26 protein-coding genes are annotated in these 25,934 nt (G+C 62.8%); 17 read left to right on the top strand and 9 right to left on the bottom strand.

Annotation, left to right across the window (positions count from 1 at the left end):
- Window positions 1-34: 34 nt before the first annotated feature.
- Window positions 35-481: an RNA polymerase-binding protein DksA gene (gene dksA / locus B3P22_RS19110; protein ID WP_197859306.1), complete on the bottom strand. Its 447-nt coding sequence runs from the start codon at window positions 479-481 to the stop codon at window positions 35-37.
- Between the two features lie 258 nt (window positions 482-739).
- Here dksA and B3P22_RS19105 point away from each other — a divergent pair, with 258 nt between their 5' ends.
- Together B3P22_RS19105 and sfsA are read left to right on the top strand one after the other, a co-directional pair.
- Window positions 740-1,921 (top strand): pyridoxal phosphate-dependent aminotransferase, encoded by a 1,182-nt coding sequence (locus B3P22_RS19105; protein ID WP_296272150.1) that lies wholly within the window; start codon window positions 740-742, stop codon window positions 1,919-1,921.
- Entirely contained in the window at window positions 1,911-2,618 is a 708-nt protein-coding gene (sfsA, locus tag B3P22_RS19100; protein ID WP_296272149.1) for a DNA/RNA nuclease SfsA, read from the top strand. The genes B3P22_RS19105 and sfsA overlap by 11 nt, the downstream gene beginning before the upstream one ends.
- A gap of 89 nt (window positions 2,619-2,707) precedes the next feature.
- On the opposite strand, the gene B3P22_RS19095 is transcribed toward sfsA, so the two are convergent.
- On the bottom strand, window positions 2,708-3,037 hold the full coding sequence (locus tag B3P22_RS19095; RefSeq protein ID WP_296272147.1) for a Rieske (2Fe-2S) protein: 330 nt from the start codon (window positions 3,035-3,037) through the stop codon (window positions 2,708-2,710).
- A 163-nt stretch (window positions 3,038-3,200) separates the two neighbouring features.
- Entirely contained in the window at window positions 3,201-5,411 is a 2,211-nt protein-coding gene (locus B3P22_RS19090; RefSeq protein ID WP_296272146.1) for a TonB-dependent hemoglobin/transferrin/lactoferrin family receptor, read from the bottom strand.
- A 190-nt stretch (window positions 5,412-5,601) separates the two neighbouring features.
- On the opposite strand from B3P22_RS19090, the gene B3P22_RS19085 reads away from it, so the two are divergent.
- The 6 genes from B3P22_RS19085 (at window position 5,602) to B3P22_RS19060 (ending at window position 10,795) form a co-directional block, all read left to right on the top strand.
- Window positions 5,602-6,666, top strand: coding sequence for a hemin-degrading factor (locus tag B3P22_RS19085; protein WP_296272145.1), 1,065 nt, complete (start codon window positions 5,602-5,604; stop codon window positions 6,664-6,666).
- A 56-nt stretch (window positions 6,667-6,722) separates the two neighbouring features.
- Complete coding sequence (locus B3P22_RS19080; RefSeq protein WP_296272144.1) at window positions 6,723-7,622, top strand: heme/hemin ABC transporter substrate-binding protein; 900 nt, start codon at window positions 6,723-6,725, stop codon at window positions 7,620-7,622.
- 50 nt (window positions 7,623-7,672) lie between these two features.
- The gene (locus B3P22_RS19075) at window positions 7,673-8,659 is read left to right on the top strand and encodes a FecCD family ABC transporter permease (RefSeq protein WP_296272181.1); all 987 of its coding nucleotides are present in this window, start codon (window positions 7,673-7,675) and stop codon (window positions 8,657-8,659) included.
- Window positions 8,659-9,426, top strand: a complete 768-nt coding sequence (locus tag B3P22_RS19070) for a heme ABC transporter ATP-binding protein (protein WP_296272143.1) — start codon at window positions 8,659-8,661, stop codon at window positions 9,424-9,426. Before B3P22_RS19075 ends, B3P22_RS19070 begins: the two co-directional genes overlap by 1 nt.
- Window positions 9,427-9,441: 15 nt before the next feature.
- The gene (locus B3P22_RS19065; protein WP_296272142.1) at window positions 9,442-10,326 is read left to right on the top strand and encodes a ChaN family lipoprotein; all 885 of its coding nucleotides are present in this window, start codon (window positions 9,442-9,444) and stop codon (window positions 10,324-10,326) included.
- A 61-nt stretch (window positions 10,327-10,387) separates the two neighbouring features.
- Window positions 10,388-10,795 (top strand): nuclear transport factor 2 family protein, encoded by a 408-nt coding sequence (locus tag B3P22_RS19060; protein WP_296272141.1) that lies wholly within the window; start codon window positions 10,388-10,390, stop codon window positions 10,793-10,795.
- A gap of 465 nt (window positions 10,796-11,260) precedes the next feature.
- Here B3P22_RS19060 and B3P22_RS19055 read toward each other — a convergent pair whose 3' ends face one another.
- From B3P22_RS19055 to B3P22_RS19040, 4 genes are all read right to left on the bottom strand, one after another.
- On the bottom strand, window positions 11,261-12,058 hold the full coding sequence (locus tag B3P22_RS19055) for a cyclic nucleotide-binding domain-containing protein (RefSeq protein WP_296272139.1): 798 nt from the start codon (window positions 12,056-12,058) through the stop codon (window positions 11,261-11,263).
- A 105-nt stretch (window positions 12,059-12,163) separates the two neighbouring features.
- Window positions 12,164-12,436, bottom strand: a complete 273-nt coding sequence (locus tag B3P22_RS19050) for a TfoX/Sxy family protein (RefSeq protein ID WP_197859292.1) — start codon at window positions 12,434-12,436, stop codon at window positions 12,164-12,166.
- Window positions 12,437-12,528: 92 nt separating this feature from the next.
- Entirely contained in the window at window positions 12,529-12,873 is a 345-nt protein-coding gene (locus tag B3P22_RS19045; RefSeq protein ID WP_296272137.1) for a pentapeptide repeat-containing protein, read from the bottom strand.
- An 84-nt stretch (window positions 12,874-12,957) separates the two neighbouring features.
- Window positions 12,958-14,520 carry a bifunctional aminoglycoside phosphotransferase/ATP-binding protein gene (locus tag B3P22_RS19040; RefSeq protein WP_296272135.1) on the bottom strand — a complete coding sequence of 521 codons (1,563 nt, stop codon included), beginning with the start codon at window positions 14,518-14,520 and terminating at the stop codon, window positions 12,958-12,960.
- Window positions 14,521-14,635: 115 nt separating this feature from the next.
- Here B3P22_RS19040 and mrcB point away from each other — a divergent pair, with 115 nt between their 5' ends.
- From mrcB to B3P22_RS19025, 3 genes are read left to right on the top strand one after another with little or no spacing between them, the layout of a single operon-like run.
- Window positions 14,636-16,954, top strand: a complete 2,319-nt coding sequence (mrcB, locus tag B3P22_RS19035) for a penicillin-binding protein 1B (RefSeq protein WP_296272133.1) — start codon at window positions 14,636-14,638, stop codon at window positions 16,952-16,954.
- 43 nt (window positions 16,955-16,997) lie between these two features.
- Window positions 16,998-17,702 (top strand): tetratricopeptide repeat protein, encoded by a 705-nt coding sequence (locus B3P22_RS19030; RefSeq protein WP_296272131.1) that lies wholly within the window; start codon window positions 16,998-17,000, stop codon window positions 17,700-17,702.
- Window positions 17,702-18,031, top strand: coding sequence for a YqcC family protein (locus B3P22_RS19025; RefSeq protein WP_296272130.1), 330 nt, complete (start codon window positions 17,702-17,704; stop codon window positions 18,029-18,031). Before B3P22_RS19030 ends, B3P22_RS19025 begins: the two co-directional genes overlap by 1 nt.
- 18 nt (window positions 18,032-18,049) lie before the next feature.
- Here B3P22_RS19025 and B3P22_RS19020 read toward each other — a convergent pair whose 3' ends face one another.
- Window positions 18,050-18,484 (bottom strand): DUF4124 domain-containing protein, encoded by a 435-nt coding sequence (locus tag B3P22_RS19020; RefSeq protein ID WP_296272128.1) that lies wholly within the window; start codon window positions 18,482-18,484, stop codon window positions 18,050-18,052.
- Between the two features lie 400 nt (window positions 18,485-18,884).
- Between B3P22_RS19020 and B3P22_RS19015 the strand changes: the two genes are divergently transcribed.
- Both B3P22_RS19015 and ilvN read left to right on the top strand, forming a co-directional pair.
- The gene (locus tag B3P22_RS19015) at window positions 18,885-20,609 is read left to right on the top strand and encodes an acetolactate synthase 3 large subunit (protein WP_197859281.1); all 1,725 of its coding nucleotides are present in this window, start codon (window positions 18,885-18,887) and stop codon (window positions 20,607-20,609) included.
- 1 nt (window position 20,610) lies between these two features.
- Window positions 20,611-21,102: an acetolactate synthase small subunit gene (gene ilvN, locus B3P22_RS19010; protein ID WP_197859279.1), complete on the top strand. Its 492-nt coding sequence runs from the start codon at window positions 20,611-20,613 to the stop codon at window positions 21,100-21,102.
- Window positions 21,103-21,159: 57 nt separating this feature from the next.
- Here the strand turns inward: ilvN and ilvY are convergent, their stop codons facing one another.
- On the bottom strand, window positions 21,160-22,041 hold the full coding sequence (ilvY, locus tag B3P22_RS19005; RefSeq protein WP_197859274.1) for an HTH-type transcriptional activator IlvY: 882 nt from the start codon (window positions 22,039-22,041) through the stop codon (window positions 21,160-21,162).
- Between the two features lie 126 nt (window positions 22,042-22,167).
- Here ilvY and ilvC point away from each other — a divergent pair, with 126 nt between their 5' ends.
- The 4 genes from ilvC to msrQ all read left to right on the top strand — a co-directional run bounded on the left by ilvC (window position 22,168) and on the right by msrQ (window position 25,850).
- Window positions 22,168-23,184 carry a ketol-acid reductoisomerase gene (gene ilvC / locus B3P22_RS19000; RefSeq protein WP_197859273.1) on the top strand — a complete coding sequence of 339 codons (1,017 nt, stop codon included), beginning with the start codon at window positions 22,168-22,170 and terminating at the stop codon, window positions 23,182-23,184.
- A 147-nt stretch (window positions 23,185-23,331) separates the two neighbouring features.
- Entirely contained in the window at window positions 23,332-24,147 is an 816-nt protein-coding gene (gene pssA / locus B3P22_RS18995; RefSeq protein WP_197859272.1) for a CDP-diacylglycerol--serine O-phosphatidyltransferase, read from the top strand.
- 66 nt (window positions 24,148-24,213) lie between these two features.
- Window positions 24,214-25,224 carry a protein-methionine-sulfoxide reductase catalytic subunit MsrP gene (gene msrP / locus B3P22_RS18990; protein WP_296272123.1) on the top strand — a complete coding sequence of 337 codons (1,011 nt, stop codon included), beginning with the start codon at window positions 24,214-24,216 and terminating at the stop codon, window positions 25,222-25,224.
- Window positions 25,224-25,850: a protein-methionine-sulfoxide reductase heme-binding subunit MsrQ gene (msrQ, locus tag B3P22_RS18985; protein WP_296272121.1), complete on the top strand. Its 627-nt coding sequence runs from the start codon at window positions 25,224-25,226 to the stop codon at window positions 25,848-25,850. The genes msrP and msrQ overlap by 1 nt, the downstream gene beginning before the upstream one ends.
- The last annotated feature ends 84 nt before the right edge of the window (window positions 25,851-25,934 follow it).

Here is a 25,934-nt window from a genome sequence, read left to right as displayed (position 1 = left end):
ACAGAGCGGGGCGCCTAAGCGCCCCGTCGTCAGATCAGGAACCGATCTGCTTTTCCTTGATTTCCGCCAGCGTCTTGCAGTCGATGCAAAGGGTCGCGGTCGGGCGGGCTTCGAGGCGGCGAATGCCGATCTCGACGCCGCAGGAGTCGCACCAGCCGTAGTCTTCGTCTTCGATCAGCTGCAGGGTCTCGTCGATCTTCTTGATCAGCTTGCGCTCACGATCACGGGCACGCAGCTCCAGGCTGAATTCTTCTTCCTGGCTGGCGCGGTCCGCCGGATCGGGGAAGTTGGCCGCTTCGTCCTGCATGTGGTGCACGGTGCGGTCGACTTCCTGCATCAGCTCCAGCTTCCACTTATTGAGGATGCTGGTGAAGTGAGCGCGCATCGGCTCGCTCATGTATTCCTCGCCTTTCTTCTCTTGATAAGGCTCGAAACCACGAATCAGCTGGCTGGTGCTTTGGGCTTTTTCTTTTGTGGGCATGGATGACGCCTCTCACTCTTTCGAATCCATCGCGCAGGTTATTCCATTGCCAGGCGTTTGTCCGGCCCTGCGACTGCAAGCCGGCGAACTTACCAGATCGAATCGGGGCGCGCTACTCCCGGTTGTCTCTGCCTTGTTCGGGGTGTGAACGAAATCTGCATGGGCCTGGCTGGCAAGCGTAGCGGCGCTTTGGCGCCCTTGCCGTGGCGGCAAGCGGCCCTGCTAGAATCCGCGCCTTGCAATTGTGAAGACAGACCCATGGCTCAGCTCTACAGCGGGCGCAGTCGCGCCATCGAACCCTTCCATGTGATGGCCTTGCTGGCGCGAGCCAACGAGCTGCAGGCGGCCGGCCACGATGTGATTCACCTGGAGATCGGCGAGCCGGACTTCACCACCGCCGAGCCGATCATCCGTGCCGGTCAGGCCGCGCTGGGCGCCGGGCATACGCGCTACACCGCGGCCCGTGGCCTGCCGCAGCTGCGCGAGGCGATTGCCGGCTTTTACGCCGAGCGTTACCGCCTGAACGTCGATCCGCAGCGCATTCTGGTTACGCCGGGTGGCTCCGGTGCGCTGCTGCTGGCCGCCAGCCTGCTGGTCGACCCGGGCAAGCACTGGTTGCTGGCCGACCCGGGCTATCCGTGCAACCGTCACTTCCTGCGCCTGGTCGAAGGCGCCGCGCAACTGGTGCCGGTCGGCCCGGACGTGCGTTACCAACTGACCCCGCAACTGGTGGAGCGGCACTGGGACGCGGGCAGCGTCGGCGCACTGGTGGCCTCGCCTGCCAATCCAACCGGCACCTTGCTGCACAAGGACGAGCTGGCGGCCCTGTCGACCTGCCTCAAGCAGCGTGGCGGCCATTTGGTGGTGGACGAGATCTACCACGGCCTGACCTACGGCTGCGATGCCCCGAGCGTGCTTGAGGTGGACGACGATGCCTTTGTCCTCAATAGTTTCTCCAAATATTTCGGCATGACCGGCTGGCGCCTGGGCTGGCTGGTAGCCCCCGATGCTGCCGTGCCGGAGCTGGAAAAGCTGGCGCAGAACCTCTACATCAGCGCACCGAGCATGGCCCAGCATGCCGCGCTGGCCTGCTTCGAACCGGCCACGCTGGCGATCCTCGAAGAGCGCCGCCACGAATTTCAGCGTCGCCGCGACTATCTGTTGCCGGCGCTGCGCGAGCTGGGCTTCGGTATCGCCGCTACGCCTGAAGGCGCCTTCTATCTATATGCAGACATCAGCGCCTTTGGCGGCGACGCCTTCGCTTTCTGCCGTCACTTCATCGAAACCGAGCATGTGGCCTTCACCCCGGGCCTGGATTTCGGCCGTTACCAGGCCGGGCACCATGTGCGTTTCGCCTACACGCAGAATGTCGAACGCCTGCAGCAGGCAGTCGAGCGTATCGCCCGCGGCCTGAAAAGCTGGCAACCCGATGCGCTTTGATCCGCCGCTGGAACAGGGCCGTCTGCTGCGCCGCTACAAGCGTTTTCTCGCCGATATCGAGACGGCCAGCGGTGAGCTGCTGACCATCCACTGCGCCAACACCGGTTCGATGCTCAATTGCATGAGCGAAGGTTGTCGGGTGTGGTTCAGCCGCAGCAACGATCCCAAGCGCAAGCTGCCGGGCAGCTGGGAAATCAGCGAAACGCCACAGGGGCGCCTGGCCTGCATCAACACTGCGCGGGCCAATACGCTGGTGGAAGAAGCGCTGCGTGCCGGGCTGATCACCGAGCTGGCCGGCTTTACCGCGCTCAAGCGCGAGGTGGCTTACGGCGTGGAAAACAGCCGCGCCGATTTTCGCCTGGATTACCCGAATGGGCTGGTCTATGTCGAGGTCAAGAGCGTGACGCTGGGCTTCGATGGCAGTGATGTGGCTGCCTTTCCCGATGCGGTGACGCAGCGCGGCGCCAAGCATCTGCGCGAGCTGGCGGCGCTGGCACTTGCCGGCGTGCGCACGGTGCAGCTGTATTGCGTGAACCTCTCGGGCATTCGCGCCGTGCGCGCGGCGGAGGAGATCGATCCGGCTTACGCCGCCGGCCTGCGCGATGCCAAGGCCGCGGGCGTGGAGGTGCTGGCTTATGGCGCCGAGCTCAGTCCCGAGGGCATAGCCTTGACGCGCCGGCTGGAAGTCCTCACGTAGGGTGCGCGGTTTCGGTAGCGCGGTGGACGAGATGGTGACGTAGCCCGGATGCAATCCGGGAATTCAGTTTTCGCCTATCCCCGGATTGGCTACCTGGCCGCAGCATCTTCGATCCAGATACCTTCGGCATCTTCCCGACACACCAGCAGTTGCAGCGCCTGCCCCTCGCAAGGCCCCGCCACGCATTCGCCACTTTCGATCAGAAACAGCGCGCCGTGGGTGGCGCAGCGGATCAGGCTGCCGCTGTCATCGAGAAAGGCATCCTTCTGCCATTCCAGGGCGATGCCGCGATGTGGGCAGCGGTTGAGGTAGGCATGCACCCGGCCGTCCCTGCGCACGGCGAGCAGGTCAAGTTGGTCGATGGTAAAGCCCCGGCTCTGGCCTTCGGCCAGCTCCTGAGGTGCACACAAGCGGATCATCGCGGTTTCCCGTTAGCTTGAAGTCGCCGGGTGACGACCTCTGATGACCTTCTCCCGGCGGGAGAAGGTGGCGCATAGCGCCGCAACAGGTGCGGATTATCCCGCAGGAAGGAGGAGGGCGCATCCATGCGCCAAGTGGAACTCGGGAGCTGCGTAAGCGTTTCTAGAACTGCCAGGATGCCGACACGCGGAAGCTGCGACCTGGCTCGCTGTAATAGTCGACCGGTTGCGGCGTGGTGCGGCCGCCAGCGCTGGGCACGTTGAGGGCGTTCCAGTACTTCTTGTCGAACAGGTTGAACAGGCCGGCCTGCAGCCTGACGCCGTCCAGTGCTGCCGGTTGCCAGTAGCCGGTGAGATCGACCACGCCGTAGCCGGGGGCCTGGAAGTCACCGTCGTTCTCGACCTTGTCGCGGCGGCGTGCGGCGGTCAGCATCAGGTCCGCGCCGTAGTGCTGCTGGGTGTAGCTGAGGCCGAGGGTGCCGGTCAGCGGGGCGACCGAGTTCAGGTGCTGCTTGGTCTCGCGATCCTTGCCCACGGCCCAAGCGACCGAGGTCCAGGCCTGCCAGGAGGACGCGAACTGCCAGTGTGCGGTGCCTTCTGCGCCATAGATGCGCACCTTGTCGCGGTTTTCCATGACCTCGAAGAAGGTCGGGAACTCGCCCGGCTCGAAGCCGTAATCCTCTTCATTGGCCGTGATACTGTCGATGAAGTTCTTGTAGCGGTTGTCGAACAGGCTGATGGAGCCACCCAGCCGGCTGTCGCCCAGGCGTGCGCCGACCTCGTAGCCGGTGCTCTCCTCGGGCTTGAGGTTGGGGTTGCCGACCCGCGCGTAGCCCATGCCGGAGTTGGTGAAGGTGCTGTACAGCTCGTTGATGTCCGGTGCCTTGAAACCCTGCGCCCACTGCGCGTAGAGGGTAGCCAGCTCGTGCGCCTGCCAGGTCAGCAGCAGGCTGCCGGACCAGTTGGAATCCTTGTTCTCGGTGAGCATCACGCTGTCGCCGGCCAGCACGTAACCGCTGGTGCCGCTCTTGGGCTTGTATTCGTAACGGTCGTAACGCACGCCCGGTGTCAGGGTCAGGGTGTCGCTGAGGGCGATGTCGTCTTTCAGGTAGAGGCCATACAGATTGCCCGGTGTTTTCGGCATCTCGGCCTGGTTGGTATGCAGGTTGATGCAGGAGAAGTAGATGCCAGCCGGCGTGCTGTCCGGGCGCGGCGGGAAGGGCGGCACCAGTACGCTGGGGCAGGCATCGTAGCCGCCGCTGTACTGCTCGGCCTCGACGCGGCTCCACTCCGCGCCCAGGGTCAGGTTGTGCTGGCCCAACTGCTTGCCCAGGCTGCTGGTGACGCCGTACTGGGTTTTCTCGATCTCGTTGTCGCGGCCAAAGGGGCCGGCCAGGGTCCCGGCGCGGATCGCATCCACCTCATCCTCGCGGCGCAGTTTCTGCCAGTAGACGATGGTGTCGGCCCAGTCCAGCAGGCCATCCGTGTTTTCGGAACGGTACTGGTGGTCGAAGGACAGACGTTTGCGCTCGTTGTTCTCGCGGGTGTCGTAGTGCCGAGGGTAGTTGGCGGTGCCCTGGTTGATGCGGCTGTCCATGTCCTCGGTGCGTTCGAACAGTTCGGCGGTTACACCGACGCGGTGCCCGCCGTCGAGCTTTTGCTGAACCTTGAGCAGCAGGCTGTGCTGATCGGTATCGCTGGGGTTGGCCTCGGTACGCTGGGTGCCCAGCACATCGCGGTTGCCCTGGGTGTCGAGCTCGTGACCCTTGCGTCCGCCAGCCTGGAGCAACCAGGAAGTGTCGTTGAAGCGACCGGCCAGCGCGGCATTGAGCCCCCAGCTACGATCGGCGCTGTCGTAGTCGTTCTTGATCAGGCCGGCGAACTCGTCCTTGTCGCCCAGCAGGTCGTCCGGGTTCAGCGTGCGCAGCTGCAGCGCGCCACCCAGGGCGCCGGAGCCAACCTGGCTGGAGTTGGCACCGCGCACCACGTCGATCGAGGACAGGCTCTGGAAATCGATGCTGTCCAGGCCGCCATTCACTTCTCGCACTGCGTCGTTCAGCCAGGGCATGCGAATGCCGTCGATGGTGGTCAGCACGCGATCGCGGTCCAGGCCGCGGATGTTGATGCTGTTGTTGCTGCGGTTGAAGTTCACCCCAGGCTCCGCGCGTCGCGACAGGTCGTCGAAGCTGCGGATCTGACGGCGTTCCAGCGTTTGTGCATCGGTCTGGGTGGTGGTTGGCAGCGGCTGTTTGGCCGCAGCAGCGGTGACTTCGACATCTGGCAACTCGGTCGGCGTATCGGCCAGAGCCAGGGAAGGGCACAGCAACAGCAGCGCGAGCCAGGGACGGCGAGCGTAGGGCGGGCGAACGAGCATGGTGATACTCCATTGCATGCTTGGCAGTTCTGCGACTGCCTGGTTGGCGACGGCGCAAGACGTTAACCAGATTATTTATCTGATGCAAATAATTCTCAGGTAGATTATCTTTCTCGCAAATTGCACTGCTGTGTCGGCACGCGCTCGCGTCGTCGCCGGAGTGGATAACCCGTGAGAGAGGAACGTCCCGATGAGTACCGCAAACACCCTGGCCGCACCGACTGCCGATCTGTACCAGGCCTGGCAAGCGCTACGTGATGAGCAACCCCGACTGCGCGCCCGCGAAGCAGCAGCGCAGCTGGGTGTCAGCGAGGCTGAACTGACTGCCAGCCGTCTTGGCATCGATACCCGGCGCCTTCGCCCGGACTGGGCCGCGCTGCTGCCGGCGCTCGGCGAGCTGGGGCATGTGATGGTGCTGACCCGCAACGAGCACTGCGTGCATGAGCGCAAGGGGCTGTACCGCGAGGTGAGCGTTTCCGCCTCCGGGCAGATGGGCCTGGTGGTATCCGCCGATATCGACCTGCGTCTGTTTCTCGGTGGCTGGGCCAGCGTGTTCGCTGTCGCCGAGGAGACCGCCAAGGGTACCCAGCGCAGCATCCAGGTGTTCGACCAACAGGGTGTTGCCGTGCACAAGGTGTACCTGACCGAGCGTAGTGAGCTGGACGCCTGGCAACCGCTGATCGAGCGCTTCGCCGGCGAGCAGAGCGCCGAGCTGCAATTGCTGCCACCGCCCGCCGCACCGGCGCGCAAGGCCGATGTCGATATCGACACTCAGGCGCTGCGTGAGGGTTGGGCGACGCTGCAGGACACCCACCATTTCTTCGCCCTGCTGAAAAAACATCAGGTGGCCCGCACCCAGGCGTTGCGCCTGGCGGGCGAGCAATGGGCGCAGCCGCTGGCGACCTCCGAACTGACGGTGCTGATGGAGCAGGCGGCTGCCCGTGAAGTGCCGATCATGGTGTTCGTCGGCAACCGCCACTGCATCCAGATTCACACCGGTACGGTGAACAACCTGCGCTGGATGGACAGTTGGTTCAACGTGCTTGACCCCGACTTCAACCTGCACCTGCAGACCTGCGGCGTGGTCGAGCTGTGGCGTGTGCGCAAACCCAGTGTCGACGGCGTGATCACCAGCCTGGAGGCCTTCGACGCAGACGGCGAGCTGGTGGTCCAGCTGTTCGGCGCGCGCAAGCCCGGCATGGCCGAGCGTGACGACTGGCGCGAGCTGGTCGAGTCGCTGCCGGTGCTGGCCTGATCCGTGCCGGTTCCCCCGCAGGGGCCGGTCGATGTTACGTTCGAGGAGTCGAGACCATGCGTCTTGCGAATATTCTGGGCGGCCTGGCGGCCGTTCTGCTGTTTCCCAATCTGGCGCTGGCTGACGAGCCATTGCCGCAGCGCTGGGTAAGCTCCGGCGGAGCCCTGAGCGAGTGGGTGGTGTTGCTGGGCGGTGAAAACAAGCTGGTGGGTGTCGATACCACCAGTCGGCATCCGGCGTCATTGAGCAAACTGCCCAGCGTCGGTTATCAGCGTCAACTGGCGGCTGAGGGCATTCTCGCTCTGCGCCCTGATCTGCTGCTCGGCAGCGACGAAATGGGCCCGCCGCCGGTGCTGGAGCAACTGGCGGCGGCTGGCGTGCGCATCGAGCGCCTGACGGCACGGGCCGAACTGGACAGTCTGCAGGCCAACCTGCAGCGCCTGGGACATTTGCTCGGTGATGAGGCGGTGGCGCAACGCGCCTTTGCCGATTACCAGGTGCGCTTGCAGACCCAGCGGCAATGGGTCGAGCAAGCCCGGCGCAGCCAGGACGCCCCCGGCGTGTTGCTGCTGCTCGGGCATGCCGGTGGCAGCCCGCTGGTGGGTGGCACCGATACTGCGGCCGACTGGCTGATCAGCCGCGCCGGTGGGCGCAACCTGGCCAGCCACACTGGCTATAAGGCGTTGTCCAGCGAAGCGCTGCTGGCGCTTGATCCTCAGGTCGTGGTGGTGGCTGATCGCGCCCTGGAAGGCGATGCCGCGAGGCAGGCCCTGCTGCAGCAGAACCCGGCCCTGGCCGCTACCCGCGCGGCGCGCGAGGGACGTTTGCTGGCGCTCGACCCGACCCTGCTGGTTGGCGGCCTTGGGCCGCGCGTACCGGATGGGCTGGCGATGCTCGCCGCAGGCTTTTATCCTGCCAGCCAACCCCTGACTGCTGAAGCCAAACGCGAGCCATGACCTCACCTTTTTCGACGCGCCCTTTGTTCATTGCACTGGGCTTGTTGCTCGTGCTCGCGTTGTGGCTTTCGCTGGCGCTCGGGCCGGTCAGCCTGCCTCTGGGGGATACCCTGAGTGCTACGCTGCGTCTGCTAGGCCTGCCGGTTACTGAGGATGCATCGGTGCAGCAGGCGGAACTGATCCTGGCGCAGATTCGCATGCCGCGCACCTTGCTTGGCCTGGCGGTTGGCATGGTGCTGGCGCTGTGCGGTGTGGCGATGCAGGGCCTGTTTCGCAACCCGTTGGCCGACCCCGGCCTGGTCGGTGTCTCTAGCGGCGCGGCACTGGGCGCCGCGGTGGCCATCGTCGGTGGCGCTGCTCTCGGCGGTTTACCCGAAGCCTTCGCGCCCTATTTGTTGTCGGTCTGCGCCTTCGTTGGCGGCTTGCTGGTGACAGCGCTGGTCTATCGCCTGGGCCGGCGTGACGGGCAGACCAATGTGGCGACCATGCTGCTGGCAGGCATTGCCTTGACTGCACTGGCTGGTGCGGCCATCGGCCTGTTCACCTACCTGGCGGACGATGCGACCCTGCGTACCCTGACGTTCTGGAACCTGGGCAGCCTCAATGGCGCCAGCTATGTGCGGCTCTGGCCGCTGTTGCTGGCCACGCTGGCCGTGGCGGCATGGCTGCCGCGGCGGGCACGGGCATTGAATGCCTTGCTGCTGGGCGAGTCGGAGGCACGCCACCTCGGTTTCGATGTCGAGCGACTCAAGCGCGAACTGGTGTTCTGCACCGCGCTGGGTGTCGGCGCAGCGGTGGCCGCCGCCGGTCTGATCGGCTTCATCGGTCTGGTGGTGCCGCACCTGATGCGTCTGCTGGTCGGCCCCGATCATCGCCTATTGTTGCCGGCATCCGCGCTCGCCGGGGCGAGCCTGTTGCTGCTGGCCGATCTGGTCGCGCGTCTGGCGCTGGCGCCGGCCGAGTTGCCGATCGGTATCGTCACGGCGCTGATCGGCGCGCCGTTCTTCCTCTATCTGCTGGTGCGGGGGCGAAGCTGATGCTGCGAGTCGAACAGCTGGAAATTCGCCGCGGGCAGCAGGTGGTGCTCAGTGGCATCGACCTGCAGCTGCGCCCGGGCGAACTACTGGGCGTGCTGGGGCCGAACGGTGCGGGCAAGAGCACTCTGTTGGCAGCGATGACTGGCGAGCTGCCGGCCAGTGCCGGGCAGGTGACGCTGGATCAGCGTGCGCTCGATGACTGGTCCGGGCCGCAGCGGGCACGGCGCCTGGCCGTACTGCCGCAGAGTTCGAGCCTGAATTTCGCCTTCCGCGTCGAGGAAGTGGTCGCCATGGGGCGCCTGCCGCATGACAGCGGGCGCGTGCGCGATGCGCAGATCATCAAGGAGGCGCTGCAGGCGGCCGACGCCGCTCACCTGACGGGTCGCAGCTACCTGGCCCTGTCTGGCGGCGAGCGTCAGCGCGTGCACCTGGCGCGGGTGCTGGCGCAGTTGTGGCCGGGTGGTGAGGGGCAGATTCTGCTGCTCGACGAGCCGACCTCGATGCTCGATCCGCTGCATCAGCATACCTGCCTGCAGGCGGTTCGCCGCCTGGCCGAATCCGGTGCGGCCGTGCTGGTGGTCCTCCACGACCTGAATCTGGCTGCACGCTATTGTGATCGCCTGTTGTTGCTGGAAGAGGGCAGGGCGCATGCGCTGGGCACGCCTGCCGAGGTATTGCGTGCCGAGCCTCTGCAGGCCGTGTTCGGTCTGGAAGTCCTGGTGCAGACTCATCCCGAACGCGGTCATCCATTGATCGTCGCACGCTGAATGCTGGAGCCCTCGATGCGAGTCGTACTGCTGAGCTGTCTGATGCTGCTGGCTGCCTGCCAGAGCCGAGATGCCTTGCCACCACCGGCACCGCTCGCCCCGATGGGGCGTGAGCATGCCGATCTGGGTCGTATCGTCGATTTGGCAAGCGGGCAGTCGATCAGCCCCGAGCAACTGCTGGAGCGCCTGGCGCGAGCCGAGCGGGTATTGGTCGGCGAGCAGCACGACAATCCCGATCATCATGCCTTGCAGCTCTGGCTGTCACGCGAGCTGGCCAGGGCGCGGCCGCAGGGGAGCGTGCTGATGGAGATGCTCAATCCGGATCAGCAAGGCAAGGTCGAGCTGGCTCAGGTGGCGGCACGTGCGGGCCGGACGCCTGGCGATCCATTCGACGCCCTGGGCTGGCAGCCGGGCTGGGACTGGTCGCTTTACGGACCGCTGGTGCTGCATCAGCTGCGGCAGCCATACCCCTTGCTTGCGGCCAACCTGGACCGCGCCGAGATCATGCAGATCTATCGCCAGCGCCCGGCGCTGGAGGGCGAGCGTTCCAGCGCCGCCGACGTACAGGCGCGCCTGCTGGACGATATCCGCGAATCGCACTGCGGCCTGCTACCGGACAGCCAGTTGCCGGTGATGCTCGCCGTACAGCAACAGCGCGACCGACGCATGGCCGAGGTGTTACTGGCGGCCCCGCAACCAGCCATGTTGCTGGCCGGCGCCTTTCACGTGCGCAAGGATCTTGGCGTACCGCTGCATCTGGCCGATCTGAAGGCGCAGACGGGCAATAGTGTGCTGATATTGGCCGAGGTCGGCCGTGAGGTGGATGCGTCCATGGCTGACTACGTCTGGTTCACTGCTGCGCAACCTGTGCAGGATCACTGCGCCAAACTGCGACCCTAGCCGCCTTTCGCGCTTGGGCTGCGCGGTATCCTCGGCGCTTTGCCGCTCTGGAACCAGCCCTATGTCCACAGATGTCCGCGACCTGCTGCAACGCTATTTCAACGCCCTCAATGATCGGGACATCCGCGCTTGCCTGTCGCTGGTCAGCGACGAGCTGATTGTGGAGCCCAATCATGGCTTCGCCGAGCATGGGCGCGACGCCTTCGCCGCCTTCCTTGAGCGGCAACAGCACTGTTATCGCGAAACGCTCGAACCACTGGCGATCCTGGCCGAGCCACATGGGCAGCACGCGGCCTGCGAGTACCGCGTCACCGGCGAGTATCTGGCGACCGACGAGGGGCTGCCGGAGGCCTGTGGGCAGCGATATGAGATGCGCGTCGGGGCTTTCTTCGAAATACAGCAGGGGCTGATCTCACGTATCAGCCTGCACTTCAATCTACCGGACTGGCTGGCGCAGATAGACGACTGAAGCGGCGGCGCGCGCTTCAACCAGGCAAAAAAAACCCGGCAAGAGCCGGGTTAATAACCGTGATTAGCCTGATGAGGAGATAATCTGAAGAGTCCGACTGAAAGGGTCTCTTTAGCTTATCGGCCGATCTCGCGATCAGTTGATGTAATAATAACAATTCTCATTTCATGGTCAACACCTTTTTGAGAATTTTTCTCATGGAGTTGCCGGGCGTTTGGACAGGCAAAAAAAACCCGGCAAGAGCCGGGTTAATAACCGTGATTAGCCTGATGAGGAGATAATCTGAAGAGTCCGACTGAAATGGTCTCTTTAGCTTATCGGCTGATCTCGCGACCAGCTGATGTAATAATAACTATTCTCATTTTCATGTCAACGGCCATTGAGCGCTTTTCTCAAAAATATTGCCGGGCTCAGAAATGCAAAACCCCGGCACTTGCCGGGGTTCGTTGATGCGGGAGAAGCGACTCAGGATTGCCCTGGCAGGCGCAGTTGAGTGACTTCCTTGTTCAGCAGGTCGATGCGCCGCGCCATGCTCTCGATCAGGCTGTGCGCGATACGCGGGTTGCTTTGCATCAGGCTGAGGAATTGCTCCTTGGGAATCACCATCACCGTACAGGGTTCGCTGGCGACTACCGTGGCGCTGCGCTTCTCGCGGGTGAAGACGGCCATGGCACCGAAGATCTCGTCCTTCTGCACGTCGCCGACCTTCTGGCCGTCGACGTAAGCCTCGGCGTGACCTTCGATGATGATGAACACGTGGTCGGCTTCGTCACCCTGATGGATCAGCTCCTCGCCGGCAGCGAAATGCTGGAAACCGGTCGCCGGGCGAATCTCGGGTTGCTTCAGACGTGCCAGCGCATCGGAAAGCAGGGCGGTGTGGCCGATCAGGTACTGAATGAACTGTTCCTGGCGCTGCTCGCTGGCATAGATGTGCTGGAACACGTCACTGCGCGAGTAGGGAACCAGGCTGATGGGTTCTTCGCTGCTGTAGCGGCAGGAGGGCAGGTCGATGCCCTGGCGCAGGCCGACCAGATCGCCTTCCTGCAAATAGAAAAGCGGGCGCTCGTCGACCAGCGCATGCAGCAGGCCGTTCTCGATGACGAACAGCTGGTTGCCAGGCAGTACCTGAGCCAGATCGTCAACGCGCTCCAGACGCAGCGGCTCGCCTGCGGGTTGCAGCCCTTCCAGCAACTGAGTGGGGATGCTCTGCAGGCGATTGATCAACTGATCGGCGTAGGCCGGTTGCTCCCCGAGTAAATACATAACCGTAATTCCTTGAACTGGCTGGGCTGGCTGACCGCACGAAGGTCCCTGAAACAATAGGCTGCGCGGCTCGCCGAGTAAATCACATTGCGCTGGTGTTGTGAGCTAGCTCTTGTTGTGACCCTGGGCCGCGTCCAGCTGGCCGTTCAACTCAGCCTTGTGTGCCGGGGGCAGTTCACTCCAGTGCACGTTGAGCAGCGCTCCCTCGATGGCGTAGAGCAGGACCTTGGAAGCGCGAAAACCGCGTGCCTTGACCGCCCGGTAGGCGCCGACAGCGCCGTAGCGACGCAGGTCGTTGGCGCTGTGTATGCCGACGGCGTGCAGCCATTGCGCCGAGGTCTTGCCCAGGTTCTTCAGATGTTGCAGTTCGTCGTTCATCGGGCCTCCTTGCGTACGGGTGACGGGGTCACGGTGGCGCGCCTGCCGAAAAGTGTAGCGGCCAATTGCCTGGTGTTTCAGTTGGTTCAGCGCTACTTGGTGCGATAGCGCAGGCGGGTGCCGAAATTCACCGACATGAGGATCTCGTCCGCAGTCAGCTCGACAGGAAAATAGGCCCCGGAAATCTGTGCATGAGCCAGGCTGGCGCCCTCTATCCGGGCATTACGGAAGTCCAGGCCGCGCAGATCGGCTCCGCGAAAATAGGCGTCGGTGAAATTGACGGCGTCGGTGTCCATGGTGCGCAGGTCGAGCCCACGGAAGTCACCACCGGAAAGATCCACCTCGACCCCCTTCGGCCTCTGCTCGTTGAAACCTTTCACATCGTCATTGTGCAGGAGTTGGTAGAGCGGATGATCAAGCTGACGTGGCTGGCTCATGGCAGATACCGGTGATGGTTTCACCGGCAGTATAGAAGCCCTGCCGGGGTTTGCCCGGCAGGGAGCCGACTGCTCGCGGGGCTCTCAGATGCCCGGCAGGCGCTGGCGAACGCGCTCCACCAGGCTGTCCAGGCTGGCGCTGTCATGTGTATCGACGCGCTTGCTGTGGATCTGTTCGTCGGCGTCGAGCGGGTCGCGGCTGGCCTGCTGATTCTGGATCACCTCCAGCGTCGCATCCGATGGGTCCCTGCCTTCATTCTGGCGCTGCTCCAGCCAGCCCGCGATGACCGCTTCCGGCGCATGGCAGTCGAGGATCAGCAGGGGCGCGCCGGTCTCTTCAGCGACTTCGCTGGCCGCCTGGCGTTGCGCGGCCTTTAGGTAGGTCGCGTCGATCACCACCGGGAAGCCGGCCTGGAGGACCTCGCGGGCCAGTTGATGCAGGCGCTGATAGGTCGCCTGGCTGGCGTCGGCACTGTAGATGCCGGCACTCAGCTGATCCTTGGTCGCTGCGCTCTGCTCGCCGAACAGGCGCTTGCGTTCGATGTCGGAACGCAGGCGAATGGTGCCCAGTGCTTCCACCAGGCGCAGGGCGACGTGGCTCTTGCCGACTGCCGAGACGCCATGGGTGATGGCCAAAAAAGGCGTCGGAATGGCGCTGTAGCTCTCTGCCAGTGCGGCATAGCCGCGGTACTGGCGCAGAATCACTGCGCGCTGCACCGAGTCCTGCTCCTGACCCAGGCGGAACAGTGCGACCTTGCCACGAACCATGGCGCGGTAGGCCTTGTAGAAATTCAGCAGCTGCAGGGCTGCATAATCGCCGGTGCGCTCCAGCCAGCCACTGATGAAACGGCGTGCCAGGCACTTCAGGCCGCGGTCCTCGAGGTCCATGGCCAGGAAGGCGATGTCCGCGGTGACGTCGGTCAGGCGGAAGGGCTCATTGAACTCGATGCAGTCGAACAGCACCACCTTGCCGTCGATCTGCGCGGCATTACCCAGATGGATATCGCCGTGGCATTCACGAATGAAGCCTTGCGCCTTGCGCGCGGTCAGCAGCGGCTGCAGGCGTTCGTAGCTGGACTGGGCCCAGGCTTCGAGGGCGTCGAGTTGTAGCAGGTCCGCCTGCTCGCTGAGCATGGGGCGGATCTGGTCGAAGTTCTGCTGCACCGGAACCATCACCGCCTCTGCACTACCCAGCGAGTGTTCCTGCGGCACCTTCGGTGCGTTCAGGTGGAAGGTGGCGATCTGTTCGGCCAGTGCATCGATATGGGCGTCGTTCAGCTCGCCGCGTGCCTGGATGGCGCTGAGCAGTTGCTCCTGTGGAAACTGGCGCATTTTCAGGGCGTATTCGATGGGCGGTGTGCTGCCGTCGAGGCTGGGAGCGTCTTCATTGCCACCGATGGGCAGCACCTGCAGATACAGATCCTCGGTCAGGCGCTGGTTGAGGCGCAGCTCTTCTTCGCAGAAATGTCGGCGCGCGTCGAGGTCGGTAAAATCGAGGAAGCCAAAATTGACCGGCTTTTTGATCTTGTAGGCGTAGGGGCCAGTGAGCAAAACCCAGGAAATGTGGGTCTCAATCACCTGAAACCCCTCCACAGGATGCGGATACAGGGCCGGGTTCTGCAATGCGGCAATCAGGTCTTGGCTCACGTTCGATCCTTGTTCTAGACGCTGTTCGAGCTGGGCATTATGGCCGCTGTGAGCTGCTCTGCAAACCATCCGGGCCGCGCTGCTGGCCCCTTTGTAAAGTGCGTATAATCCCGCCATGACTCGAAAACGTTCCCCCCGCTCAAAGAAAAAATCCCGTTCGGCCGGTATGCGCCCATGGCTCGCCTGGGGCCTCAAGCTCGGCCTTGTCGGCCTGGTGATCCTTGCCGGTTTCGCCGTTTACCTCGATGCCGTGGTGCAGGAGAAATTCTCCGGCAAGCGCTGGACGGTGCCGGCGAAGGTCTATGCCAGGCCGCTCGAACTCTTCGTTGGCCAGAAGCTGGCCAAGGATGACTTCCTGCGCGAGCTGGACGCCCTGGGCTACCGCCGCGAGAGTGTCGCCAACGGGCCGGGCGCGGTATCGGTGGCCGGCAATAACATCGAGTTACACAGTCGCGGCTTCCAGTTCTACGAGGGCGCGGAGCCGTCGCAGAAGGTGCGTGTGCGCTTCTCTGGCGATTATGTCGCCGGGCTGAATCAGGCCGACGGCAGCAACCTGGCGGTGGCGCGGCTCGAGCCGCTGCTGATCGGCGGGCTTTACCCGGCGCACCAGGAGGATCGCATCCTGATCAAGCTGGATCAGGTGCCAGCCTATCTGATCGACGCGCTGGTGGCGGTCGAGGATCGCGACTATTTCGACCACTTCGGCGTGTCGCCCAAGGGCATCGCCCGGGCAATGTGGATCAACGCCACGTCGGGACGCCTGGTACAGGGCGGCAGCACCCTGACCCAGCAGTTGGTGAAGAACTTCTACCTGACCAACGAGCGCACTTTGGCGCGTAAAGCCACCGAGGCGATGATGGCGGTGCTGCTGGAGCTGCACTACGACAAGCGCGAGATCCTCGAGGCCTACATGAACGAGGTGTTCCTCGGCCAGGATGGTCAGCGCGCGGTACATGGTTTCGGCCTGGCCAGTCAGTACTTCTTCAGTCAGCCGGTTGCCGAGCTGAAACTCGAGCAGGTCGCGCTGCTGGTAGGCATGGTCAAGGGGCCGACCTATTTCAACCCGCGGCGCAACCCCGAGCGCGCGTTGACGCGCCGTAATCTGGTGATCGATCTGCTCGCCGAGCACGGCTCGATCACCCCCGAAGAGGCGGCAGCGGCCAAGCAGAAGCCGCTGGGCGTGACCTCGCGTGGCAGCATGGCCGACAGCTCGTTCCCTGCATTCCTCGATCTGGTCAAGCGTCAGCTGCGCGAGGATTACCGCGAGCAGGATCTGACCGAAGAGGGCCTGCGCATCTTCTCCAGCTTCGATCCGATCCTGCAGCTCAAGGCCGAAGAGGCGTTGGCCGAGACGCTCAAGCGCCTGGCTGGACGCAAGGGCGTGGACGAAGTGCAGGCAGGCATGGTGGTGACCAACCCCGAGACGGGTGAAATCCAGGCCATGATCGGCAGCCGCCAGCCGCGTTTCGCCGGTTTCAACCGGGCACTGGACGCGGTGCGGCCGATTGGCTCGCTGATCAAACCGGCGATTTATCTGTCGGCACTGGAGCGCCCGAGCCAGTACACCCTGACCAGCTGGCTGGAGGACGAGCCCTTCTCCATCAAGGGCCAGGACGGCCAGGTCTGGACGCCGCAGAACTACGACCGCAAGGCCCATGGCACGATTTACCTGTACCAGGGGCTGGCGCAGTCCTACAACCTATCCACCGCCAAGCTCGGTCTGGAAGTCGGCGTACCCAATGTGCTCAAGACTCTCGAGCGACTGGGCGTCGAGCGCAAGTGGCCGGCCTATCCGTCGATGCTGCTCGGCGCCGGTGCACTGACGCCGATGGAGGTAGCGGGCATGTACCAGACCCTGGCCAATGGCGGTTTCAACACGCCGTTGCGCGGTATTCGCAGCGTGCTCACCGCCGATGGCGAGCCACTCGGGCGCTATCCGTTCCAGATTCAGCAGCGCTTCGATCCGGGCGCCATCTACCTGGTGCAGAACGCCATGCAGCGCACCATGCGCGAAGGCACGGGGCGTTCGGTTTACAGTCAACTACCCAGCTCGCTGAATCTGGCCGGCAAGACCGGCACCAGTAACGACTCGCGCGACAGCTGGTTCGCCGGCTTCAGTCAGGATCTGCTGTCGGTGGTGTGGCTGGGGCGCGACGATAACGGTCCGACCCCGCTGACGGGTGCAACCGGCGCGTTGCAGGTCTGGACCGGTTTCATGCGCAAGGCCGACCCGCTGCCGCTGGACATGCCGATGCCGGACAACGTCACCCAGGCCTGGGTCGATCGGCAGACGGGGCTGGGCTCGGCATCGGGCTGCCCGAATGCGGTGCAGATGCCTTATATTCGCGGCAGCGAACCTGCCGCGGGCTCCGCTTGCGGTATCCAGGCTCCGGTCGATTCGGTGATGGACTGGGTGCGGGGCTGGTTGGAATAACGGCCGAGTCGAGTGACTCGGTGTTACCTGAAGAGGATTGGATGTGAACAAGAAGTGGCTTGCCACGATGCTGGCAACGGCGGTCCTGAGTGGTTGCAGTACGGTGCCGCAAGGCTCGATTCCGGTGGTCGATGCTGGCGCTCCGCTGTCTTCGGGCGGCTCTGGCCAACCGACCAGCCAGGGCCCGGCAGCTACGCCGCAGCGTATCGAGGAAGATTCCGGAGTGGTGGTGATGGTGCCGCAGGGCGCGGTCTCGACGCCGTTGCAAACCGACTCGCAGCCGATCACCTCCAGTGGCGGTCTGACCTTCGATCAGCCCGTGAGCAGCCAGCCCTCGACACCGAGTCAGGGCGATTTCGGCTCCTCGGCGCCGACTCAGCCCAGCGGCATTCCCAGCGGCGGAGGCCTGGCGGCCGACGAGCAACTCGATGGTCCGGTTCTCGCGCTGCTGACCACCGCGCAACAGCAGCAGGGTGGTGGCGATCTCAATGGCGCCGCCTCCAGCCTCGAACGTGCCCAGCGCATCGCGCCGCGTGAGCCGCAGGTGCTTTACCGTCTTGCCGAAGTGCGGCTGGCCCAGGGCGATGCCGCTCAGGCCGAGCAGTTCGCCCGTCGTGGCCTGACCTATGCCAATGGCCGTCCGGCGCTGCAAGCCAGCCTGTGGGACCTGATCGCTCAGGCGCGTGAGCGTCAGGGAGATTCCGCTGGCGCGGCTCAGGCCCGCGAGCGTGCCCGGGTCAATCTCTGATGGATGCGCGTGTGGAGGCATTGGCCGAGCACCTGCTGCTGATCGAACGCGAGCTGCGTGTGCGGGGATGGTGGCAGGAGCAGGCGCCGAGCACCGAGGCCCTGGCCAGTGTGGAGCCTTTCTGCGTCGATACGCTGACGTTCGAACAATGGCTGCAGTGGATTTTCCTGCCGCGGATGAAGGTGCTGCTGGAAAGCGGTGCCGCCTTGCCCTCGGTATCGGGCATTCAGGCGATGGCGGAGATGGTCTATCAGCAGCAGCCGGGCGTTGCGCGTCGGCTGCTCGAACTGCTTGGCGAGTTCGATCGCCTGCTTACGCGCACGCCTTGAGAGCGTGCGCGAATTGCGTCACTGGCAGTTGTCTACGATGGACTTCTTCAGCTCGGTGATGCGCTCCTGACGTTCATCTTCGCCGATCCTGCGCACCTCTCCACCTTCCTCGATCCTGACCCGAGGATTGTTCTCCAGCTGAGCCAGGTTGGTACGCGCAGCGTCGCAGTACTGCTTGCGCTCGGCCTCCTGCTGCGCCACGTCCTCCTTGACCTTCTTGTCGATAGCCGCCTGCTCGGGGTCGAGCTGTTCCTCGACGCTGGGCGCAGGTGCGCTTGGCTCCGAGCGGGGTGGCGGCGTCGCGGTATTGATGGTGGTGGCCGGTTGGCCTTGCGGGGGTTGCGCGCCGAAGTGGGTCACGCCTTTGTCATCCACCCACTTGTAAATCTGGCTGGCCATGGCGGTGGTGCTCAACGCGAGCATCAGGGTGCCAGTGAGGATCATGTGGCGCATGCTGTTTCCTTTATCGAGAGCTGCAGTGCTGTGGTTACTATACCCAAAAGCCGGCAATCTTCATCCTGCGCTGCGTCACAGCGCCAAGTCGAAGAATAGGTTACACGCCGCTTGACTTGCCCTCGCCGAACCCGAACAATCCAGCCTTCCCCCGTAGTGGAGTCCGCCGCAAGCGTCCTTCAGCTCGGGGAAAAGAGGCGCTACCCGCGCCGAACCGTGACACCCGCTACGCGTTACCTCGCGCTGGGAGGGCCAGCCCCGCAAGACCATGGGCTGCTCCGTTACTCGTCAAGCTGATGTTTTGAATCCACGATCACCATCGTGCATGTCCGCTGACAGTAAGAACCTACTTAGGGCTACCCGTTGCGGGTGGCACACTGGCGTTCAAGAGGTGAACAACGTGGAGCTTTTATCTGGCGCTGAAATGGTCGTCCGCTTCCTGCGTGACGAAGGCGTTAAGCACATCTATGGGTACCCCGGCGGTGCTCTCCTGCATATTTACGATGCCCTGTTCAAAGAACCGGAAGTGACCCACATTCTGGTGCGTCATGAACAGGCAGCGACCCATATGGCTGACGGCTACGCCCGCGCCACCGGCAAGGCCGGTGTGGTGCTGGTGACCTCCGGCCCGGGCGCGACCAATGCCATTACCGGCATTGCCACTGCCTACATGGATTCCATTCCGATGGTGGTGATCTCCGGCCAGGTGCCGAGCGCCATGGTCGGTACCGATGCCTTCCAGGAAACCGACATGGTCGGTATTTCCCGTCCGATCGTGAAGCACAGCTTCATCATCAAGCACCCGTCGGAAATCCCCGAAGTGCTGAAGAAGGCCTTCTATCTCGCCGAGTCCGGCCGTCCAGGCCCGGTCGTGGTCGATATCCCGAAGGATATGGGCGATCCGACCCAGAAGTTCGAATACGTCTACCCGAAGAAGGTCAAGCTGCGCTCCTACAGCCCGGCGGTACGTGGCCACTCCGGCCAGATCCGTAAAGCTGCCGAGATGCTCCTGGCCGCCAAGCGTCCGGTGATGTACGCCGGCGGTGGTGTGATCATGGGCGGCGCCTCCGCGGCCCTGACCGAGCTGGCGCAGATGCTCAACCTGCCAGTGACCAATACCCTGATGGGGCTTGGTGGCTACCCGGGTACCGACCGCCAGTTCGTCGGCATGCTCGGTATGCACGGCAGCTACACCGCCAACCTGGCCATGCACCATGCCGACGTGATCCTGGCTGTCGGTGCGCGCTTCGATGACCGTGTGATCAACGGCGCGGCCAAGTTCTGCCCGAACGCCAAGATCATTCATATCGACATCGACCCGGCTTCGATTTCCAAGACCATCAAGGCCGACATCCCGATCGTTGGCCCGGTGGATAGCGTGCTGACCGAGATGGTCGCCATTCTCAAGGAAATCGGTGAAACCCCGAACAAGGACACCGTCGCCAGCTGGTGGAAGCAGATCGACGAGTGGCGTGGCAATGGTCGCCTGTTCCCGTACAACGAGGGCGACGGTTCGATCATCAAGCCGCAGACCGTGATCGAAACCCTGTGCGACGTGACCAGGGGCGACGCTTACGTCACCTCCGATGTTGGTCAGCACCAGATGTTCGCCGCTCAGTATTACCGCTTCAACAAACCCAATCGCTGGATCAACTCCGGCGGCCTGGGCACCATGGGCTTCGGTTTCCCGGCTGCGATGGGCATCAAGCTGAACTTCCCGGATGCCGATGTGGCGTGCGTCACCGGTGAGGGCAGCATCCAGATGAACATCCAGGAGCTGTCGACCTGCCTGCAGTACGACCTGCCGGTGAAGATCGTCAACCTGAACAACGGTGCGCTCGGCATGGTCCGCCAGTGGCAGGACATGCAGTACAGCAGCCGTTATTCGCACTCCTACATGGAATCGCTGCCGGACTTCGTCAAGCTGGCCGAGGCCTATGGCCATGTCGGCATGCGCATCACCTCGCTGAAGGACCTCAAGCCCAAGCTGGAGGAAGCCTTCGCCCTGAAGAATCGCCTGGTGTTCCTCGACATCGCGGTGGATTCCAGCGAGCACGTCTATCCGATGCAGATCAGAGACGGTGCGATGCGTGACATGTGGCTGAGCAAGACGGAGCGGACCTGAGATGCGACACATCATTTCCCTGCTGCTGGAAAACGAACCGGGTGCGCTGTCCCGTGTGGTCGGCCTGTTCTCCCAGCGTAACTACAACATCGAGAGCCTCACCGTTGCGCCAACCGAGGACCCGACGCTGTCGCGCCTGACCCTCACCACCGTTGGCCACGACGAGGTGATCGAGCAGATCACCAAGAACCTCAACAAGCTGGTCGAGGTGGTCAAGCTGGTCAACCTGTCGGAAAGCGCCCACATCGAGCGCGAACTGATGCTGGTGAAGATCAAGGCCACCGGCGCCCAGCGCGCCGAGGTCAAGCGTACGACCGACATCTTCCGCGGCCAGATCGTGGATGTGACCAGCAGCGTCTACACCGTGCAGCTGACTGGCACCAGTGACAAGCTCGACAGTTTCATTCAGGCCATCGGCACCGCGTCGATCCTGGAAACCGTACGCAGTGGCGTCACCGGCGTCGCCCGCGGCGACAAGGTACTGAGTATCTGATCGATCGCTGTGGTAACGCAGAGCCCCGCCTGGTGCGGGGCTTTTTATTGCCTGAATTCAGCGCTGGCGATTCCAGAAGGCGGCGATCAGCGGGTCCTTGAGGCGTTTTTCCAGCGCGAAAAGACCAATATCGTAGGCGGTGAGGGGTGGCTGGATGTCATAGATACGAATGCGTGCCGCCAGCGGGCTGTTGTCCAGCACGATCTGCGGCACCACGCCGATGCCGAAGCCCAAGCTGACCATGCTGACAATCGCCTCGTTGCCGCTTACCTGGGCATAGATGTGCGGCTTGATGTTGTGGCTTTTCAACCAGCGATCGGTGCGCGTCCGTGCCAGACCTTCTTCCGAGAGGATCATCGGCACATCCTTCCAGTTCTCGGCATTCGGATGCTTAAGCTGTTCCTCATTCAATAGCTGTGGGGCTTGCGGGCCGATAAAGCGCAGTTCCGAACGGGTAATCGACTGAAACTCCACGCCTGCCGGCAAGTTGTCCGGCCGCGCACCGATGGCCAGATCCTCCATGCCCTGCTGCACGCGCTCGACGGCTGTGGCCGGGTCACCAGTGTGCAGCTTCATTTCGATGCGCGGGTAGTCCTGGCGGAAGCTGCTGAGGATGTCGTAGAGGAAGCTGTAACTCGCCGTGACCGAGCAGTACAGCGACAGCTCACCATGCAGATTCAGCTGGTCCTGCATGAAGGTCTGGCGAATCGCCTGCCAGCCGTTCATGACCTCGCTCGCATACTCGCGAAACTGCTGGCCTTCGCGGGTCAGGCGCACCGAGCGGTTGTCGCGCACGAACAGAGCGGCGCCCAGTTCATCCTCGAGTTGCTTGATGCTGCGGCTGAGCGCGGAAGGGCTGACATGCTGCTCGCGGCTGGTTCGGCCGAAGTGCAGGTTGTCTGCCAGGGAAAGAAAAAGCCTCAGGGAATGGCTGTCCATTTGCGTTTCATATATCGGCATGCTGTGTTGCAAATATATCATTTTACGCAATAAGGTGGATCACTTAAGGTGGCTTCGTCGCGGTGCCTCGCACCCCATCCCTTTCGATTCAGAAGAGCCAAGAACATGAAAGTTTATTACGACAAAGATTGCGACCTTTCCATCATCCAGGGCAAGAAAGTCGCCATCATCGGTTACGGCTCGCAGGGCCACGCTCAGGCCTGCAACCTGAAAGATTCCGGCGTGGACGTCACCGTCGGCCTGCGTAAAGGCTCCGCGACCGTTGCCAAGGCTGAAGCGCACGGCCTGAAGGTTGCCGATGTGGCTTCTGCCGTCGCAGCTGCCGATCTGGTCATGATCCTGACCCCGGACGAGTTCCAGGGCCAGCTGTACAAGAACGAGATCGAGCCGAACATCAAGAAGGGCGCTACCCTGGCCTTCTCCCACGGTTTCGCCATTCACTACAACCAGGTCGTTCCGCGTGCCGACCTCGACGTGATCATGATCGCGCCGAAGGCCCCCGGCCACACCGTGCGTACCGAGTTCGTCAAAGGCGGCGGCATCCCTGACCTGATCGCCGTTTACCAGGACGCTTCGGGTAACGCCAAGAACGTCGCTCTGTCCTACGCCTCGGGCGTTGGCGGTGGCCGCACCGGCATCATCGAAACCACCTTCAAGGACGAGACCGAAACCGACCTGTTCGGCGAGCAGGCCGTTCTCTGCGGCGGTACCGTCGAGCTGGTCAAAGCCGGTTTCGAAACCCTGGTCGAAGCTGGCTACGCGCCGGAAATGGCCTACTTCGAGTGCCTGCACGAGCTGAAGCTAATCGTTGATCTCATGTACGAAGGCGGCATCGCCAACATGAACTACTCGATCTCCAACAATGCCGAATACGGCGAGTACGTGACCGGCCCGGAAGTGATCAACGCCGAATCCCGTCAGGCCATGCGTAACGCTCTGAAGCGCATTCAGGACGGCGAATACGCCAAGATGTTCATCAGCGAAGGCGCTACCGGCTACCCATCGATGACCGCCAAGCGTCGTAACAACGCTGCCCACGGTATCGAAGTCATCGGTGAGCAACTGCGTGCGATGATGCCGTGGATCGCTGCCAACAAGATCGTCGACAAGACCAAGAACTAAGGTCTACGACGTGCGAAAGAACGCGGCTTTATGCCGCGTTTTTTCGTTCTGGGGCGAGGCTTCTGGTATAAAGCCAGCTCATCGTGAGGCGAACTGAGTTCGGTTGCCCCGGTCGAAATTTGTCAAACCCGTTGCAAGGTGCTGTTCATGAGTGAAGGTCCCGAGGATCAAAAGCCGGCTGGCGACAATCTGGAAAGCCTGCTGCCGATCGACGAGCACGTAGAGGAAGTGCAGGACGAGGAAGGGCGCAAGGTACGTCATCGTGGTATCTACCTGCTGCCCAACCTGTTCACCACGGCCAACCTGTTCGCCGGTTTCTACTCCATCATCAATGCGATGAACGGTAACTTTTACGTTGCAGCCGCCGCCGTGTTCGTGGCCATGGTGCTCGATAGCCTCGATGGTCGCGTCGCGCGTCTGACCAATACGCAAAGTGCGTTTGGCGCCGAGTACGATTCGCTCTCCGATATGGTGGCCTTTGGCGTAGCGCCGGCTCTGCTCGCCTTCGAGTGGGCACTGGGCAGCATGGGCAAGGTGGGCTGGATGGTCGCCTTCATCTATGTCGCGGGTGCGGCGTTGCGTCTGGCCCGGTTCAATACGCAGATTGGCAGTGTCGACAAGCGCTATTTCATCGGCCTTGCCAGTCCGGCAGCGGCGGGTGTGGTTGCCGGCACGGTCTGGGCATTCAGCGATTTCGGCATCAAGGGCTCGAACATGGCTTTTGCCGTGGCGCTGCTGGTGGCTGCCGCAGGTTGCCTGATGGTCAGCAACATCAAGTACTACAGCTTCAAGGATCTGGACCTGAAAGGGCGTGTGCCGTTCGTGGCGATTCTGGCCGTGGTGCTGGTGTTTGCTGTGGTGTTCAGCGATCCGCCGCGTATCCTGCTGCTGATTTTCCTGGCCTATGCGGCTTCTGGTCCGATTCAGTACCTGCTGCAATTGCGCCGTCGCAAATCTGCCTGACCTTGTAATTTCTCCTGTGCTCCGTGGTCTACAGTTCGTTTCTCGAACTGTAGTCGCGGAGTCGCCATGCTCATCCGAGTTCCCCCCCCTTCTCGGGCTCTTGAGTCCGAAGTCACCCCAGAATCGGTTTACCTCTCTCGTCGCAAGCTAATGCAGGGCTCGCTGGCATTGGCGGCCATGGCTGCGATGCCAGGTTGGGCCAGCGCCGAGGTCCAAGGTGTCTACAGCGATGTCGGGCCCGCCAAGGCGCCTGGCTGGTTCGAAGAGAAGCTGGCGGCCACGCGCTGGCAAGCGATTACGGCCGAAGGTGAGGCCATCACGCCGTTCAGGGATGCGACGCACTACAACAACTTCTATGAGTTCGGCACAGGGAAGGGCGACCCGGCAGCCAATGCCGGCAAGTTGCAGGTCGAACCCTGGACGGTGATGGTCGATGGTGAGGTGAGCAAGCCGGGGCGCTACTCCATCGAGGATTTGATCAAGCCCCAAGCATTCGAAGAGCGCATCTACAGGCTGCGCTGTGTCGAAGCCTGGTCCATGGTCATCCCCTGGCTGGGATTCCCTCTAGCTGATTTGCTCAAGCAAGTCGAACCCACTTCGTCAGCGCGCTATGTGCGCTTCGAGACGCTGGTCGATCGTGAGCGCATGCCGGGACAGCGCTCGGGGTTCTCTCTGATCGATTGGCCCTATGTCGAAGGTTTGCGCCTGGATGAGGCCATGCATCCATTGGCCTTCATGGCCGTCGGCATGTACGGGCGTGTTCTGCCAAATCAGAACGGAGCACCCCTGCGCCTAGTGATGCCATGGAAGTACGGTTTCAAAAGCATCAAGTCCATCGTGCGGATCAGTTTGGTAGACGAAGCGCCCAAGACTACCTGGGAGCGTATTGCGCCGAACGAGTATGGTTTCTATGCCAACGTTAATCCGCAGGTGGACCATCCGCGCTGGTCGCAGGCGACCGAGCGGCGCCTGCCCAGCGGCTTGTTCAGCCCGAACGTGATCGATACGCGAATGTTCAACGGTTATGAGGAAGTTGCTGACCTCTACGCGGGTATGGATCTGGCGAGGTACTACTGATGCGCTACAGGTTATGGCGCGTAGGCGTGTTCCTGGCTGCGTCGGTGCCACCGCTGTATTGGTTGTACTGCGCCGTCTTCAATCTCCTGGGACCTGATCCGGGCAAGGTGCTGGTCGATAACCTGGGTCTCGGCGCCCTGATCCTTCTCCTGATCACCCTAACCATGACGCCGCTGCAGCAGCTGAGTCGTTGGGGCGGCTGGATAGCCGTGCGGCGTCAGTTGGGGCTGTGGTGCTTTGCCTACGCCGGCCTGCATCTATCCGGGTACGTACTGTTTATCGCCGGACTCCGGCTGGACCTGGTGCTGCGCGACCTTTCCGAGCGCCCCTACATCATCGTAGGGGCGCTGGCTTTTGTTGGGTTGCTGGCCCTGGCAGTTACCTCGAACCGCTTCAGCATCAGAAAGCTGGGGCGCAGGTGGAAGGCTCTGCACCGCCTGGTCTACGTCATCCTGATGCTGGCCTTGCTGCATATGCTCTGGGTGGTGCGTGCCGATCTGGGCGAGTGGCTCGCTTACGCGCTCATAGGCGGGGCGCTATTGCTGGTGCGTCTCTCTGTAGTAGCGAGCGGGTTGCAGCGCGCCGGAAGCCTTTGGCGAGAAAATCCGAAGAAAGTTGAAATATAAGCTTGACGCGCATTCTGCTGGATGTAGAATGCGCGCCACTTCAGCGATGAAGTGCTTCAAAAGCTTCTTGTTAATCAATAAGTT

It is taken from the genome of Pseudomonas sp. UBA6323, assembly GCF_002439135.1.
Classification (GTDB): Bacteria; Pseudomonadota; Gammaproteobacteria; order Pseudomonadales; family Pseudomonadaceae; genus Aquipseudomonas.
The sequence above is the reverse complement of the archived record's forward strand: the minus strand, read 5'-3'. Positions and strand labels throughout refer to the sequence as shown.